The sequence below is a fragment of the Paenibacillus popilliae ATCC 14706 genome, assembly GCF_000315235.1.
Lineage (GTDB): Bacteria > Bacillota > Bacilli > Paenibacillales > Paenibacillaceae > Paenibacillus_B > Paenibacillus_B popilliae.
The window spans coordinates 1-13561 of record NZ_BALG01000042.1 but is presented as its reverse complement, the minus strand read 5'-3'; the positions used below and the strand labels follow the sequence as shown (position 1 = coordinate 13561).

Below are 13561 nucleotides of genomic sequence, written 5' to 3'. Positions count from 1 at the left end.
CCACACGGGCCCGGCGTTATGATTCCTTATACGGACAACCAGTTATAGTGGAAGCTGCCTTCCTTATCGACGCGCTTGAACGTATGGGCGCCGAAGTAATCGCGCTGGGCTTGAAGCAGGTTCGCAGGCAACCGTTCTGTGCGGTAGCTGTCGAAGTAAGCGAGCGCGCTCGCGAAGCCCGGTACCGGCACACCGTAAGCGACTGCCGTGGCAACCACATGACGCCATGCATCCTGATAGCATTCCACAATATTTTTGAAGTAAGGATCAAGCAGCAGATTTTTCAGCTCCGGATCCCGGTTATACGCTTCTTTGATGTTATGCAGGAAGCGGGAGCGGATAATGCAGCCGCCGCGGAAGATCATCGCGATATCGCCATAGCGCAGATTCCAGCCGAATTCGTCGGATGCGGCACGCATTTGAGCAAATCCCTGTGCATAAGATACGATTTTGCTCGTATAGAGCGCCTTGCGCACATTTTCGATAAATTCAGCCTTGTCGCCCGTAAATGGCTTGGTTGCCGGACCTTGCAGCACCTTGCTCGCAGCGACGCGCTCTTCCTTCAAGGCGGACAGGAAGCGGGAAAATACCGATTCCGTAATCATCGACAACGGCACGCCAAGATCCAACGCGCTTTGGCTTGTCCATTTGCCCGTGCCCTTTTGCCCGGCGGAGTCAAGAATGACGTCCACCATCGGGTTGCCCGTCTCTTCGTCAACCTTCGAGAAGATATCGGCTGTAATCTCAATCAGGTAGCTATCAAGCTCCCCGTTATTCCATTCCGTGAAGATGGAATGAAGCTCCTTCGTCTCGACGCCAAGCACCGTCGTTAACAGGTGGTATGCTTCGCAGATCAACTGCATATCGCCGTATTCGATTCCGTTGTGAACCATCTTGACATAGTGGCCCGCTCCATCCGGACCAATATATGTACAGCATGGATCTCCGTTGACCTTGGCCGAAATGGAGGTCAGAATCGGTTCGACCAGCTTGTAAGCACTCTCCTGACCGCCCGGCATAATCGCCGGCCCCTTCAGCGCTCCTTCTTCCCCACCGGATACGCCCGTTCCGATGAAGCGGAAGCCTTTTTCCTCCAAATATTTACTGCGGCGCTGCGTGTCCGGGAAGTGGGCATTTCCGCCGTCAATAATAATATCCCCTTGATTCAGATGAGGCAGAAGCTGTTCGATCGTCGCATCGGTAGCCTGTCCCGCTTGAACCATAATCAGGATCTTACGCGGCACAGCCAGGGAATCCACGAATTCTTCAATGGTATATGTACCCGTCAACTGCTTGCCTGCCGCCTCTTGCAGAAGCGAATCCGTCTTCTCGCGTGAACGGTTGTAGACAGATACGGCAAACCCGCGGCTTTCGATATTAAGCGCCAAATTTCTGCCCATTACGGCAAGGCCGATGACACCAATTGAATTCTTCATCATATGGTCCTTCCACCCTTTATCTATAATTTGATAGAGCGTAACATTACGCCTATTGTACCGCACAGGAATACACCCTGCAACATTCCGCCCTATATAAATCTTGCGGGAGGAACGGTGTAATCCAGGGTATTGGGTTCCCGGCCTCCGAAGGCTGCAGCGTATCATTACCATTCCAGTTGAAGTATTTCTAGACGCAGCATCTCGAGTCTCTCCTTATCGTCCGCCGCCTTCTCCGCATCATTCGTTCGCATCGCTTCATGCAATTCCGACAGCGCATAATCAACCTCAAGCCGAAGCTCGCCCATCCGTTCCTCCGCCTGCGTAGACGCGAAGGCCTGCGCCATCTCCTCCATTGTAATGACCGTCGGCTTCTGGTACAGCACCCGCTGCTCGGGTCCGCATATCTCCACGAGGCGAATCCGTTCACCGAACATAATATTTTCAACCAGCACCTGTCTGTCCCTGCATCGCCGCACGACCGCATGGCCGCACACATGCCCGATCATTCGCTCCATGAATTCGGATAATTTCTCATCGCGTATCGTATAGTCGCCTACCAGCTTGAACCGATCCCGAAAGCGTTGAAAACGCAATTTAACCAGCTTCCTCCCTGTTCGGATAGACACGATAAACAATGTCTCATTCTCGCTCCAATACAAAGAATAGCCTTCCTGTATCAGATCCCGAATAAGGTTTCGGATTTGCCGACGGTCAAATCGCAGCTCTAGATTGCGGTATTCGACCTCATCACTGCGGTTCACGCAATCCCTCCTTACGATATCGTATACTCCATCTTATGATTCGGCAACTTGGTTATTGACTCGAATTGCTCGCAACGCTCAAGTGGATGCAGATTATGGTATAATCGGCTTACCTCCTCTGGCGTACTTGACGACAGGCAGATCGAGCCATCAATGGGCAAGCTCCGAACAGGCGCATTACCATGAAAGGAAGGAAAACGATGAGCACACCATTTACCGGATTTAACGCACCCGACTTCCAGGTCTTCCTTACCGAAGGGCTCGAAGCCCGCATGGAAGGAATCCGTGAACATATCCAGCCCAAGTTCCAAGCGATAGGCGAAGAGCTTGTCGGCGACGCCGCTGTGCAGAGCGGTCAAGAGATGTTTTTACATATCGCGAAGCATGCCCGGCGCACGGTCAATCCGCCGCAGGACACCTGGCTCGCCATCGGTCCGAACAAGCGCGGATACAAATCGTTGCCCCATTTCCAGGTCGGGCTGTTCGATGATCATGTGTTCATATGGCTTGCCTTCATCTATGAAGTGGCGAACAAGCGCAATATCGCGAGCATGATGCTGAGCGATACGAAGCGGTTCCGCTCGCTTGTCCCGGCCGACTTCGTCATTTCGATAGATCATATGAAAAAAGACAACGTCCGCCTCGACGATATCAGCGATGAGGAATTGAAGAAGATGCTTGTCCGCTTCCGCGACGTTAAGCAGGCGGAGTGGCTCGTCGGGCGGAATATCGTCGCGCACGATCCGGTGCTTTCCGACGGCGCAGCGTTCATGGCGCTGGCTCGCCACACCCTGACGGCGCTGATGCCGCTGTACAAGCTGGCCCTGGAAGCGTAAGCTCCAGTCCAACTTCGCCTGCCCGGCACAATGGCCAACCGGACAAGCCGCAGCATCAGAGAAAAGGGGGACCCCCTTGCCCTCAGGTGGGAGAATCACCCTTATTTTATCCTTGGTTCCAATCATATGAGAGCCGTCCAGGTTGGAGGGACTACATGGAAGTTCCGGCCGAAGCCTTCGTCCGTTCCGCCACCGAAAAGCGAACGAGCAGGCCGATGGCTGCCAGGCACAGAATGCCGCCGACGATATATGGCAGATCGACGTTCCATTTGAAGATGGCGACGGCCAGAACGGGTCCGGCGATCCGGCCGCAGCTGTCCATGGATGAATGGAGACCTGACGCGACCCCCTGGCTGACTGTCGTCTTCTGTGTGATAAGGGATGTGACGCATGGCCGGATCAGCGCGTTACCGATTCCAAAGACGCATAAAAATATTGTCGCGTTCGCCATGTTCGATGACAGCAGCAGAAGGAAAAAGCCGAGCGCGGAAATGACCAGCCCGGCACCGATCGTCTTCTTTTCCGCTCCGTTCTTGATATACCGTCTGACAATTCCACCCTGAACGAGCGCGCCGACGAGACCGCAGTAGAAGAACATAAAGCCAATGTCCACGGCCGTAATATCCGGAATGCGGGCCGCCTGGAAATAGAGCAAGGTGGACTCCAGCCCTGCAAGCGCAAAGGTCACGAAGAAGGACAGTGCATACAAATATTTCATCATGCCGGTAAAGGCCGTCCAGCGGGAAGGCGCCGCCTCGCGCGGCCGCATCCGCTTCTCCTTCGGCAGCGATTCCTGCAGCAGGGCGAAGCCGAACAAGCAGGTCAGCAGCGTGAAAGCCGATGCGGCAAAAAAGGGCGCGTTATGTCCGAGCTTGCTGATGATGCCCCCGAATGCAGGACCGAACGTGAACCCCAGACCGATCGCCATGCCGACCATCGCCATTCCCTTCGTCCGCCGTTCCGGCGGCGTAATGTCCGCTACATACGCGACGATGACGGCGGTCACCGCACCGGAGAACAAGCCTCCGAGCAAGCGGGAGGCATACATCAGCCACAGCGAGCCGTCTGCCAGTCCGAACAGCCCGTAACTGGCGCTGAAGCCAAGCGTTCCGATGAGGATGATCGGGCGTCTGCCTACTTTTTCTGATAACGCTCCCCACAACGGGGACAGAATAAACGATACGAGCGAGTACAGCGAGAGCATCAACCCCAGATGCACTTCGTTCGCGCCGGCATCGGTAATCATCATCGGCAGAACCGGAATGACGATACCGAATCCGATAAATACCATTATCAGCATGAGCACGACGACAGTCATTTGTTTTTTCATGACACAGTTCCCTCCTATGTATACGTTCATCCTAACATAATTGGTTATCAACGAAAATGACTAAAATGCGACAAATGTCACACTCTCTCGCAGCTCGGAAAAACTGCTTGCATTCCGAAACGTTTTTGTTAAACTTATCATTGTTTGCGTCAAGGTGGACAAACACATCTGCATTTTCAGCAAGAAAGGTTGTGATTACAGCGATGAACCACCATCGGACACCTCTTTTTACCGCTTTGAAGGAGCATGCCGCTCGGAATCCGGTTCAATTTCATATTCCGGGGCACAAAAAAGGCGCCGGCAGCGATGCCGAATTCCGGGACTTTCTCGGGAATAACGCCTTCTCTATCGATTTGATCAACATTGCTCCGCTGGACGATCTGCACCAGCCGACAGCCGTTATCGCCGAAGCGCAAGACTTGGCTGCGGATGCCTTCGGCGCAGATTATACGTATTTCAGTGTACAAGGCACAAGCGGGGCCATCATGACGATGATTATGTCCGTCTGTTCACCCGGCGATAAAATTATCGTGCCTCGCAATATCCATAAATCGATTATGACGGCGATTATTTTCGCCGGGGCGCGCCCGGTGTTCGTATCGCCGGCAAGGGACGCTAATCTCGGAATCGATCACGGCATCACGACCCGTTCCGTCCGCCGCGCGTTGGAGAAGCACCCAAATGCGAAAGCGGTCCTGGTGATCAATCCAACCTATTTTGGCATTTGTGCCAATTTGAAGGAAATTGTCGACCTGGCCCATTCCTACGGCGTGCCGGTGCTGGTCGATGAAGCTCATGGCGTGCTGATCCACTTTCATGGGAAGCTGCCGATTTCGGCAATGGAAGCGGGCGCGGATATGGCGGCAACCAGCGTTCACAAGCTAGGAGGCTCCATGACCCAGAGCTCGGTTCTCAATATCAATGTCAAGAACGGGCTTGTCAACCCATACCGGGTTCAGACCATGTTCAGCATGCTGACAACGACTTCAACTTCCTACTTACTGCTCGCTTCTCTGGATACATCCCGCCGTAACCTCGCGCTGAACGGCCACGCGATCGCGGAGCGCACCATTGAGCTGGCCGAGGAAGCGAGAGTGCAAATCAACGCGATTCCGGGCTTGTACTGCTTCGGGGAAGACATTCTTGGCGGCGAAGCGACCTATGACTTCGATCCGACCAAGCTGACTATTCATGTACGCCATCTTGGCATCACGGGCTACGAGACGGAAAATTGGCTCCGAGATCATTACCAGCTCGAAGTAGAACTCAGTGATATGTACAATATTTTGTGTCTCGTGACGCCAGGCGATTCCAAGGAAACGATAGGTATACTGCTGAAAGCTCTGCGGGAGCTGTCTGCAACGCATTTCGAGAAAAATGAGGTGCAGGAGCTTATCGTCAAAATACCGGAAATTCCGCAGCTCTCGCTGATTCCGCGGGATGCGTTCTATGCCGCTACAGAAGTCGTCCCGTTCAAGGAGTCTGCCGGACGCATTATTGCCGAGTTTATTTATATTTATCCGCCCGGAATTCCGATTCTCTTGCCGGGTGAGGTCATTTCGCAGCAAAATATCGATTACATCCGGGACCACGTCAACATCGGATTACCGGTCAAAGGTCCGGAAGACCGAACTATAGAGTATGTTAAAGTCATTGTGGAAGAAACCGCGATATTTTAAAGCAGCAGGCCGTCCAGCTAAGGGCGGCTTGTCCTGTATTAGAAATAGATCGGTATTTGCATTGCCTTATGTTAATATTGCCAACAAAAGGGCGCGATGATATGATAAGGATGATCTGAGGTTGCATGGAGGTGGAAGGATGAGCCAAAGCGCATTCATTACATTTGTGGAAGGATCGGCCGTATCATCCGTCACGCTGGAAGAACTGAAAGAACAGCTTCTCCGTTACCGACACCAGACCAGCTTGACCGGAGAGCAACTGGGATGGGAATACGCCGACGCCGCGTTCCCGTACGCCATCGAGTCGAAGCCCGAACAGGAAGAGCATTGGTTCTACCTAAAGGGAACCTCTCCCCGCTATCATTATATCGTGTTCGGTACCGGAACGAAGGAGGGGGATCCGCCCCGTTCCCACGTTCAGGTCGTCCTCCCGGATGGAGCGACCCATGGGGACAAATCGAAAGGCAACGAGCTGTGCAAATGTTTGGCAAAGAAATGGAAGGCTGAATTGACCTTGTTCAACGGCAGGACCATGTACTTCAATCCGCGCAAATAATACGAATGAAAGCAGCAGTTTACATAGGTGACAGCAGCAGCAAAAAAGCTCCGAGCGGACGCTCGGAGCTTCATCATCTTCAACGAACGGGCCGCTGAAGAGTTGCTTGTTCAGATTAGTCTTCCTGGGAGGCAACCATCTGATCGTAAGCCTGCTGCACCCGCTCCCATTCCTCATCGTCTTCAATCGGATTCAGTACCATGTCTTCATCCTCTTCGTCAACGCGCACAATGATGCCATCCGCTTCCGGATTGTTCCGTGCCAGCAACAGAGCATATACTTGCTCGCCTACATTGAACGTCTCAACAAGAGCCATATCGATCTCATTGCCCTCTTCATCTACTAATGTGATGACCAATTCGTCGTGTTCGTGATCATGTCCGCAGCCGCAGTCCTGGTCATGATTATGTTGATGTTCGCTCATGCGTGAATCTCCTTTGGTTTCAGGTAATGGGTTGGTTATACTTCCGTATCGTACCACTTTCTGATAAGCAGGTCAACGAAGCAGGAGCGATGTCTTGTATGTAAGCGCGGATGATCCGTTCAGTAGGTTCATATTATTGTGAAGCCAATGGAACTGGCGCCATTAGACAGTCGGCAGCTTTTTCTGCGAGACCAGCGTATATTCCCCGTTCTTCTGCTTCAGATAGCAGGAGATCAGATAGTCGCCCTTCGTCTTGAAATCGTACTTGAATTCATTGGTGCGGAACCAGAAGTTATCTTCCTTATTATCCTCGACGGGTGACTCCTGTATGTCCGTCTCGTTTCCTTTTGGATCAGTGATTGTAAACTTTATCGTGTCCACTGACGTGTTCAGACTATCGATCTGTGCCAATACAGTAAAAGAAGTCTTGCCTGTCGGAACTTTGCCGAACAATGAATTATCTTTAAATAACAGCAAATCCACATTGGGCTTATCGATGACAACCTTCTTGCTGGCATCATCCCAAGTGACGAACGCTTGCAGCGCATCACTTAATTGGCGTACGGACAAAAACGCCCGTCCTTCAACCATAATGCCCCCATCCTGAATCGTGCTTCCGTTCATCACGACCTGAACTTTCTCCCCCTGCACGACAGCCGGTTCAGCCTCTTGTGCCGATATTTGTGCCGATGCGAATGTCCCGCTCATCATGGTACCGAACAGAGCCAATGCTACAATTCTTCTGTAATTCATCGCGATACCTCCAACTGGTTAATTGTTAAGTTATACTCAGCTAAGCATGGAGAGTTGCGGAAAAAAATTGTTAATAACATCGTTGCCATTTTGCAAAATGAATAAATGATTTTTTTAAAACAACATTTACGTCCCCTTCCCGTTTTCAACGGCGCTGTTTTTTATTTTATCGCCCAGGTGTATACTAAGCTAAAGAAAAATAGATATGAAAAGCCTTTTAAACGAGAACGAGCGTGACAAATTGTCGACGGAATGGGCGTAAACCGATGGTTACGGAGGGATTGGATGACACTGCGCATACAAATGATTGGCACGGGAAGTGCTTTTGCCAAAAAGTATTTCAATAATAATGCGCTAATATATACAAAAATCGGCAAGCTGCTGGTGGACTGCGGCATCACCGCGCCGCAAGCTTTGTACCACTTGGGTGTATCCTTCGATGAATTAGGCGGCGTCCTCATCAGTCATATTCATGGTGATCACGTGGGCGGGCTGGAGGAATACGCATTTCAGATGAAATTCCGATACCATCGCAAGCCGAAGCTGTTCATCGCTGCCCCGCTTATTGCTCCGCTCTGGGAGCATACACTCAAGGGGGGGGTGACACAAGAGGGCTTGACCTGCCTGGAGGATGCCTTCGAGGTGCATCCGCTAGAACCTGGACAGACATCGGAGCCGCTGTCCGGTCTGAACGTGAAGCTGCTGGAAACCCCGCATATCCCAGGAAAACGAAGCTTCTCCTTTCTGTTCAATGATACGTTTTTTTACAGCGCAGATATGCAGTTCCAACCCGATCTGCTTCGTTGGCTCGTTGAGAAGCAAGGCGTAACGACCATCTTCCACGACTGCCAACTGCGCGGGAAAGCCGAGGTGCATACGGGACTTGACGATTTGCTCACCTTGCCGGATTTCATTCAGAAGAGGCTGTGGCTGATGCATTATGGAGATGAGCAGGATACCTTCGAAGGCAAAACGGGGCGAATGAGGTTCGTAAAGCAGCAAGAACTTATGGAGATTCCATAACAACGTAGTACCGGCAAGCAGCGAGACATGCACTGCTTGCCGGTGTTCTATTACCGTGCCATTCCTGCTGTCAGAACAGCGGCAGATTATCCAAATTATTCGTCGGGTCTCCATCTGCCTCGCCGCGCAAATACATCCCTCCGTCTCTGCCTTTAAAGACATTGACTCCGGCAATATTTCCTGCCTGAACCTCATCCAGAGCCTGTTCGTAGGACAGATGTCTTCCTGTGCTCGTCTGGAATGCGCTCAGATCGCCATCCCCGTTCTTTTGCACAGCTACGATCGTCTCCCGGTTGTTCATTCCCTACGCCTCCTGAAGAAGATATTCTGCACCAAGCATACCATCTTAGCTTGCCCGGAGAACTGGGGGAATATTATAACTTCTTCTCCATACGGACATGCAAAATGCCTGCATCGTAGAACGGCTCTTCCGATACGGTCGTATAGCCAAGAGAGTAGTAAAATCCTTCTGCCTGGCACTGCCCGTCTAACATACTCTTCTCCGCCCCCATGGAACGGGCAAGCTGCTCCAACGCAACCATGAGCGAACGGCCGATCCCGATCCCGCGGAACGGCTTCAATACAGCGACGCGCTGCATTTTTGCTGTCGTCTCATCCAGCCATTTCATCCGCCCGGTCGCCGCGACTTGTCCGTCTACTGTTATAAGGATATGATTGCTTTTTGCATCCAGGTGATCCAACTCGTCAATTTCTTCTTCCAACGGCACCTTCTGCTCGTCCACAAATACTTCCTTACGAATTTCCAAACATTGCTGAAGCTGTCCTTCGGTTTTTACTTCAATCACTTCTGCTGCCATAGCTGCACCTTCCTCTCTTGTCAACCAATTGTTAAAATTATGTACATTTTTTGGTTTAAGATAAGATATCATTATATAAAAAAGATTTCATGCATAGTCTGTTGTGATCGATCTCACAGCGATTTGAAGGAGGAAACGCATTGAACTCTATAATGGTCACCACATTCCTTGATACCGATCAAGCCCGTGAAGAAAAGCAGGGCGCCGACGACGACGCCAAGCCCTAATCATCATAATAACGGCCTTGTTCCCACGCCACAGCAAATGAATTTCTGGACCGGAACAAGGCTTTGTGTCAGGCTCTCGGTTAAGGCGAATATACACGGGACCGGACGCGTGTTCCATACACATCCTGTTGAATAACGGGAGTAGACGGTCCAAAACGATCCGGCTGTGGGAAGGGAGCCGCGCCGCGAGCCCAGGCGGTACAGCCGACAACAATCAATAGAACACTCAGCAACGCAGCCACAAAGACCAGCCACTGCATGCGATTATTCATCCGTAATACCTCCGAATGCCCCGCAACTTGAAAAAACAATATTGGGTATTTTTCCCTGAATCTCCTGATTGTAAACCTGCTCGCCCAGATAGCGCCCCTTTCCTTTCGCCCTTCGAAGGACCTGACCTGATGGATAAAGTATTGCGTGCTAAAACCGGTCCGACTGTGCATCAAGTAAGTTGATCCGAGTGCTACTCGTGCGCGCCGTTTTGAATCATTTTCTTTTATGATTATAGTCTTCCAAAACAAAAACGCCTCTCTTTCGAAATGAATCGAATGAGAAGCATCCCTCGTATGTATTCGCGCCTGAATCAATGTCTCGCCCTGCGAAAGCGTAGGCACTTCACCCTGCGTACTGTCCTCTGTTAGTCCAACGATAGTCGAAAGCCCACAAACGTGGATACGACGCGATAATATGCGTATGGTGTTCTGAGACGGGCTCGAACCGCCGACCCCCACCCTGTCAAGATGCGGTTGTAAAACGGCTGTCCATCGTTAGTCCACCCGAATACGGTTACGGGAGTCGAAACGGCATATTCTACGCGGATTCCGTGAAGTTCGAGACTCAACGGAATCGGTGCTTGCTCACTCGATTACCGTTAATTATACGCCTAGGAACGGCACCCCGCAAGTCCAGAAAGCGCCACCCCGTAAATTTTCCTTCTATTATATATGCGGTACTATAAACGAAGAAAAGAGCCGCGAGGAACGCTGATTCCCCGACGGCTCCACGACTATTCTTCCGACATATCTTCGCCAGTGTGTAATTGAACAAGCGTCTGCCCGATGGCCTCATCCAATCCTTTTCGAGTGTTTCGTTTTTTGATTTCAAGTCCTCGATATACTTTAAGTCGTCTTTATAAGCGTCGCTATCTTCGTATTTGATACGTCTAGTCCAATGGCTCCTCGATTGAACTGAACACTCGACTCAAATACAGTTGGCCCGATTCCGCTATTAACTGTAATCCCGTGCTGTGCGCCAATGTGGAAGCCTCCGGATGTACCGATAATCTGCCCTTGCCAGCTTCCCGATGCATCGTTGAACCCAATGCCCGCGATTCCCTGCTCGCTGTCCGTTTGGATCGATATCCTTGATGTGCCGGATGAGTCAATAGCGCGGAATCCACGTTGATCCAACTCAATCCGTCGCCCACTTGCGGCGGTTCGGATGAGTCCGCCTGTGAACGTTGTACCGTCAATCGTACCTCGGAATCTCCCGTTTCCCGCGTACATGTTCCCCGCAGCATCTACCGTAAACATTCCGTTTCCAACGTTGATTGACGAACCGACAATTTGACCGCCGCTAAATTCTGAACTATTTATCTTAGCGTAATTCGCCGTCAGGCTATTCGCAAGCAAGTTCCCTTTCATGTCGAGGTGAAGGCGGAACGGTCGGCCTCTCCATTTCGGAGCGGAAGTTAACGAACGGAAGTACTGCATAAATGATCGCTAGTTGCTTGATTGTTCGACCTCCGTAAGCATGGTAAAGCTCCCGAACAGTCTTGCGGAACATCCGTGTATGTTGGAACTCCTCTAGCTTATTTTCCGAATCCTTTAAGACGCCGCGATAAAATACGCTCGGATTCATGTACAGCTCTTCGCCCTCTTCCCGAATAATTTCTTCCGCAATCAGTTTGCGATAAAATTCCGAGAACCGAGCGCGACTCATTCCGACTAGTGCTTCTAATTGCTTGCGTCCGATTATTGTCCCGTTGTCGTGTTGGAGCCGCCCGTCCTTGTATCCGGTATAAGTGCCGATGAACATCAAACGGGCTAAATCGGATTGACTCAGCGACGGGAAACATTCCTCCATCGTCCGGCAGCTATCAAACAGCGCGAACACAAACCCGCCGTTTTCGACTTCGTGGATAGACAGCTCACCCACCACTTTTAAAGCTCGGTGTTGCTTTTCTGTTGCTCTTACGACAAGTTCGGCGCGATGGGATTTATCAACGCCCTGTGCGTCATATACAACACCATCACGGATAGTAGCATTCCTCTGTAGCTCCAGGAAACTGCTCTTGCCTTTCGGCGTAATAATCTCCACGCCTTTATCTCGCTTTTACGGCTGATTGCCATTAAGTATGCTCCTTTCATCAGATAATGTTAACTTTGCACTCCTCACCTTCATCGTAAATAGATTCAATTTTCGATAATTTCTCCGGCGTCAGACTTAACTCAGAAACCAAGAGTCGTTGCCTTTCCTCTGGAAACAATCGCTCCCCTCTCTCTACATAAAGAATGAATCGTCCGGAGACTCCAAGTAATGCTCCGAACTCTTCAAGGGACACGCGATAAACTGTTCGAATTTTCCGCAGTTGCTCTCCACTGATAACCAAGACATCACCTCCCTAAAGGTTCATTTTTCTGAACTACAAGGCAAAATAAAAACTCGATTCGCCAAGCATACGAATCAAGCTAAATTCCCTCCCATAATATATAGCCAAGTTAAGAGCAAAAATGGTACCTATAATAAAAATACTTTTCTATAATACGTAGCTTGGCTTTTTCATGGCTTCTTTTACTTTTTCCAGTTCATTATGCTTATCCATGGCGTTCCCCACTTTGTCCGTTTCTTTATCTGTTTCTTATTCGATAAATGGTTTATTTTTCCTTACCACGGCTTGCTAAGAAATTTGATTCAACTTATATAGAACGCTTGACGAAAGAGAAAGATCCTAATGGCAAAGGTTTACATCGAAATGGAATCTCAAAATTGTACAATGGGGATACGAACGGGATACAATTTGAAACACTGGACCTGTTGTGCAAGTCATTAGAATGTACGGTTGCAGACTTGATTGAGTATGTTCCGGACGAGGATTAGAACAGTTGCCAAATAAAGTAGACGTATAAAAACCACTATGTTATCATATAAATAGAAAAGGAGTCGTGGAGGAACACGACTCCCGAGCAATAGCCGCTTTAAGAGCGGTCGGCTGTTGGAAGTTATGCGAAGTAGGTCGCGATCCTTTCCCGAGGGGCGGCCTATTTCTTATGGTTATAAAGAGCAATGACGACGGTAAAGATTAACGTCAGTAATGCAGTACTAAGCAAACCGAAGTCAATCATAAGCGTCAAAGCATCTTTTATCTCCATGTCGCGTCACCTCCCTTCCGGGAGAGTTCAGCCTAGACCGCCCATAAAGCCTTTCTATTGCATGGTAAGTATACCCTATTTCTCTGGACTCTGTAAACTAGAATTTGTCGAATAATGGCCGTGCTCTCGCTCAATATAAGCGCAAATCAGGCGTTTTCTATTTTAGTACACGTAGGGGAGAAGACAGCTAATATGGCGAGAATATTTCGAGAGTCCGTGGATTATAGACAAGAAGCCCCGTTTTATTCAAGAGGCCACTGAAAAAGTCCTTCTCATGAAAAAAGGTACGGCTCCTCAAGAAAATTGAGGAGCCGTACCTTTTTTCGTTTATAATTAATGCATCA

General features: G+C 50.2%; 16 protein-coding genes. 5 read left to right on the top strand and 11 right to left on the bottom strand.

Annotated features, from left to right (window positions below):
• Positions 1–26: 26 nt before the first annotated feature.
• Together gndA and PPOP_RS04810 are read right to left on the bottom strand one after the other, a co-directional pair.
• Positions 27–1439 (bottom strand): NADP-dependent phosphogluconate dehydrogenase, encoded by a 1413-nt coding sequence (gndA, locus tag PPOP_RS04815; protein WP_006284953.1) that lies wholly within the window; start codon positions 1437–1439, stop codon positions 27–29.
• A 164-nt stretch (positions 1440–1603) separates the two neighbouring features.
• Positions 1604–2200, bottom strand: coding sequence for a hypothetical protein (locus tag PPOP_RS04810; RefSeq protein ID WP_006284952.1), 597 nt, complete (start codon positions 2198–2200; stop codon positions 1604–1606).
• A 200-nt stretch (positions 2201–2400) separates the two neighbouring features.
• Here PPOP_RS04810 and PPOP_RS04805 point away from each other — a divergent pair, with 200 nt between their 5' ends.
• Positions 2401–3036 (top strand): YktB family protein, encoded by a 636-nt coding sequence (locus PPOP_RS04805; protein WP_006284951.1) that lies wholly within the window; start codon positions 2401–2403, stop codon positions 3034–3036.
• Between the two features lie 151 nt (positions 3037–3187).
• Here PPOP_RS04805 and PPOP_RS04800 read toward each other — a convergent pair whose 3' ends face one another.
• Positions 3188–4366, bottom strand: a complete 1179-nt coding sequence (locus tag PPOP_RS04800) for an MFS transporter (protein WP_006284950.1) — start codon at positions 4364–4366, stop codon at positions 3188–3190.
• Positions 4367–4569: 203 nt separating this feature from the next.
• Between PPOP_RS04800 and PPOP_RS04795 the strand changes: the two genes are divergently transcribed.
• Both PPOP_RS04795 and PPOP_RS04790 read left to right on the top strand, forming a co-directional pair.
• Complete coding sequence (locus PPOP_RS04795; RefSeq protein WP_042227494.1) at positions 4570–6045, top strand: aminotransferase class I/II-fold pyridoxal phosphate-dependent enzyme; 1476 nt, start codon at positions 4570–4572, stop codon at positions 6043–6045.
• 139 nt (positions 6046–6184) lie between these two features.
• Positions 6185–6601, top strand: coding sequence for a DUF1885 family protein (locus PPOP_RS04790; protein ID WP_006284948.1), 417 nt, complete (start codon positions 6185–6187; stop codon positions 6599–6601).
• 115 nt (positions 6602–6716) lie between these two features.
• Here the strand turns inward: PPOP_RS04790 and PPOP_RS04785 are convergent, their stop codons facing one another.
• A complete protein-coding gene (locus PPOP_RS04785; protein ID WP_006284947.1) occupies positions 6717–7025 on the bottom strand; it encodes a DUF1292 domain-containing protein in 309 nt (102 codons plus the stop codon).
• Between the two features lie 162 nt (positions 7026–7187).
• Positions 7188–7778, bottom strand: a complete 591-nt coding sequence (locus tag PPOP_RS04780; protein WP_006284946.1) for a stalk domain-containing protein — start codon at positions 7776–7778, stop codon at positions 7188–7190.
• Positions 7779–8063: 285 nt separating this feature from the next.
• Here PPOP_RS04780 and PPOP_RS04775 point away from each other — a divergent pair, with 285 nt between their 5' ends.
• The gene (locus PPOP_RS04775) at positions 8064–8801 is read left to right on the top strand and encodes an MBL fold metallo-hydrolase (RefSeq protein ID WP_006284945.1); all 738 of its coding nucleotides are present in this window, start codon (positions 8064–8066) and stop codon (positions 8799–8801) included.
• Positions 8802–8871: 70 nt separating this feature from the next.
• Here the strand turns inward: PPOP_RS04775 and PPOP_RS04770 are convergent, their stop codons facing one another.
• The 5 genes from PPOP_RS04770 to PPOP_RS04745 all read right to left on the bottom strand — a co-directional run bounded on the left by PPOP_RS04770 (position 8872) and on the right by PPOP_RS04745 (position 12457).
• The gene (locus PPOP_RS04770) at positions 8872–9102 is read right to left on the bottom strand and encodes a DUF3892 domain-containing protein (RefSeq protein WP_006284944.1); all 231 of its coding nucleotides are present in this window, start codon (positions 9100–9102) and stop codon (positions 8872–8874) included.
• 73 nt (positions 9103–9175) lie between these two features.
• Positions 9176–9619 (bottom strand): GNAT family N-acetyltransferase, encoded by a 444-nt coding sequence (locus PPOP_RS04765; RefSeq protein ID WP_006284943.1) that lies wholly within the window; start codon positions 9617–9619, stop codon positions 9176–9178.
• Positions 9620–11008: 1389 nt separating this feature from the next.
• The gene (locus PPOP_RS21675; RefSeq protein WP_148277829.1) at positions 11009–11317 is read right to left on the bottom strand and encodes a hypothetical protein; all 309 of its coding nucleotides are present in this window, start codon (positions 11315–11317) and stop codon (positions 11009–11011) included.
• 146 nt (positions 11318–11463) lie between these two features.
• On the bottom strand, positions 11464–12165 hold the full coding sequence (locus PPOP_RS04750) for a hypothetical protein (RefSeq protein WP_006284940.1): 702 nt from the start codon (positions 12163–12165) through the stop codon (positions 11464–11466).
• 49 nt (positions 12166–12214) lie between these two features.
• Positions 12215–12457 (bottom strand): helix-turn-helix domain-containing protein, encoded by a 243-nt coding sequence (locus PPOP_RS04745; RefSeq protein ID WP_006284939.1) that lies wholly within the window; start codon positions 12455–12457, stop codon positions 12215–12217.
• Between the two features lie 260 nt (positions 12458–12717).
• Here PPOP_RS04745 and PPOP_RS20035 point away from each other — a divergent pair, with 260 nt between their 5' ends.
• The gene (locus PPOP_RS20035) at positions 12718–12945 is read left to right on the top strand and encodes a helix-turn-helix domain-containing protein (RefSeq protein WP_006284938.1); all 228 of its coding nucleotides are present in this window, start codon (positions 12718–12720) and stop codon (positions 12943–12945) included.
• Positions 12946–13106: 161 nt separating this feature from the next.
• On the opposite strand, the gene PPOP_RS23840 is transcribed toward PPOP_RS20035, so the two are convergent.
• Positions 13107–13217: a putative holin-like toxin gene (locus PPOP_RS23840; protein WP_234399685.1), complete on the bottom strand. Its 111-nt coding sequence runs from the start codon at positions 13215–13217 to the stop codon at positions 13107–13109.
• Between the last annotated feature and the right edge of the window lie 344 nt (positions 13218–13561).

What these genes read in the sequence shown, in the direction of transcription:
- gndA (WP_006284953.1), bottom strand. Translation starts at nt 1,439, where the DNA reads ATGATGAAGAATTCAATTGGTGTCATCGGCCTTGCCGTAATGGGCAGA.
- PPOP_RS04805 (WP_006284951.1), top strand. Translation starts at nt 2,401, where the DNA reads ATGAGCACACCATTTACCGGATTTAACGCACCCGACTTCCAGGTCTTC.
- PPOP_RS04800 (WP_006284950.1), bottom strand. Translation starts at nt 4,366, where the DNA reads ATGAAAAAACAAATGACTGTCGTCGTGCTCATGCTGATAATGGTATTT.
- PPOP_RS04795 (WP_042227494.1), top strand. Translation starts at nt 4,570, where the DNA reads ATGAACCACCATCGGACACCTCTTTTTACCGCTTTGAAGGAGCATGCC.
- PPOP_RS04790 (WP_006284948.1), top strand. Translation starts at nt 6,185, where the DNA reads ATGAGCCAAAGCGCATTCATTACATTTGTGGAAGGATCGGCCGTATCA.
- PPOP_RS04785 (WP_006284947.1), bottom strand. Translation starts at nt 7,025, where the DNA reads ATGAGCGAACATCAACATAATCATGACCAGGACTGCGGCTGCGGACAT.
- PPOP_RS04780 (WP_006284946.1), bottom strand. Translation starts at nt 7,778, where the DNA reads ATGAATTACAGAAGAATTGTAGCATTGGCTCTGTTCGGTACCATGATG.
- PPOP_RS04775 (WP_006284945.1), top strand. Translation starts at nt 8,064, where the DNA reads ATGACACTGCGCATACAAATGATTGGCACGGGAAGTGCTTTTGCCAAA.
- PPOP_RS04770 (WP_006284944.1), bottom strand. Translation starts at nt 9,102, where the DNA reads ATGAACAACCGGGAGACGATCGTAGCTGTGCAAAAGAACGGGGATGGC.
- PPOP_RS04765 (WP_006284943.1), bottom strand. Translation starts at nt 9,619, where the DNA reads ATGGCAGCAGAAGTGATTGAAGTAAAAACCGAAGGACAGCTTCAGCAA.
- PPOP_RS20035 (WP_006284938.1), top strand. Translation starts at nt 12,718, where the DNA reads ATGGTTTATTTTTCCTTACCACGGCTTGCTAAGAAATTTGATTCAACT.
- PPOP_RS23840 (WP_234399685.1), bottom strand. Translation starts at nt 13,217, where the DNA reads ATGGAGATAAAAGATGCTTTGACGCTTATGATTGACTTCGGTTTGCTT.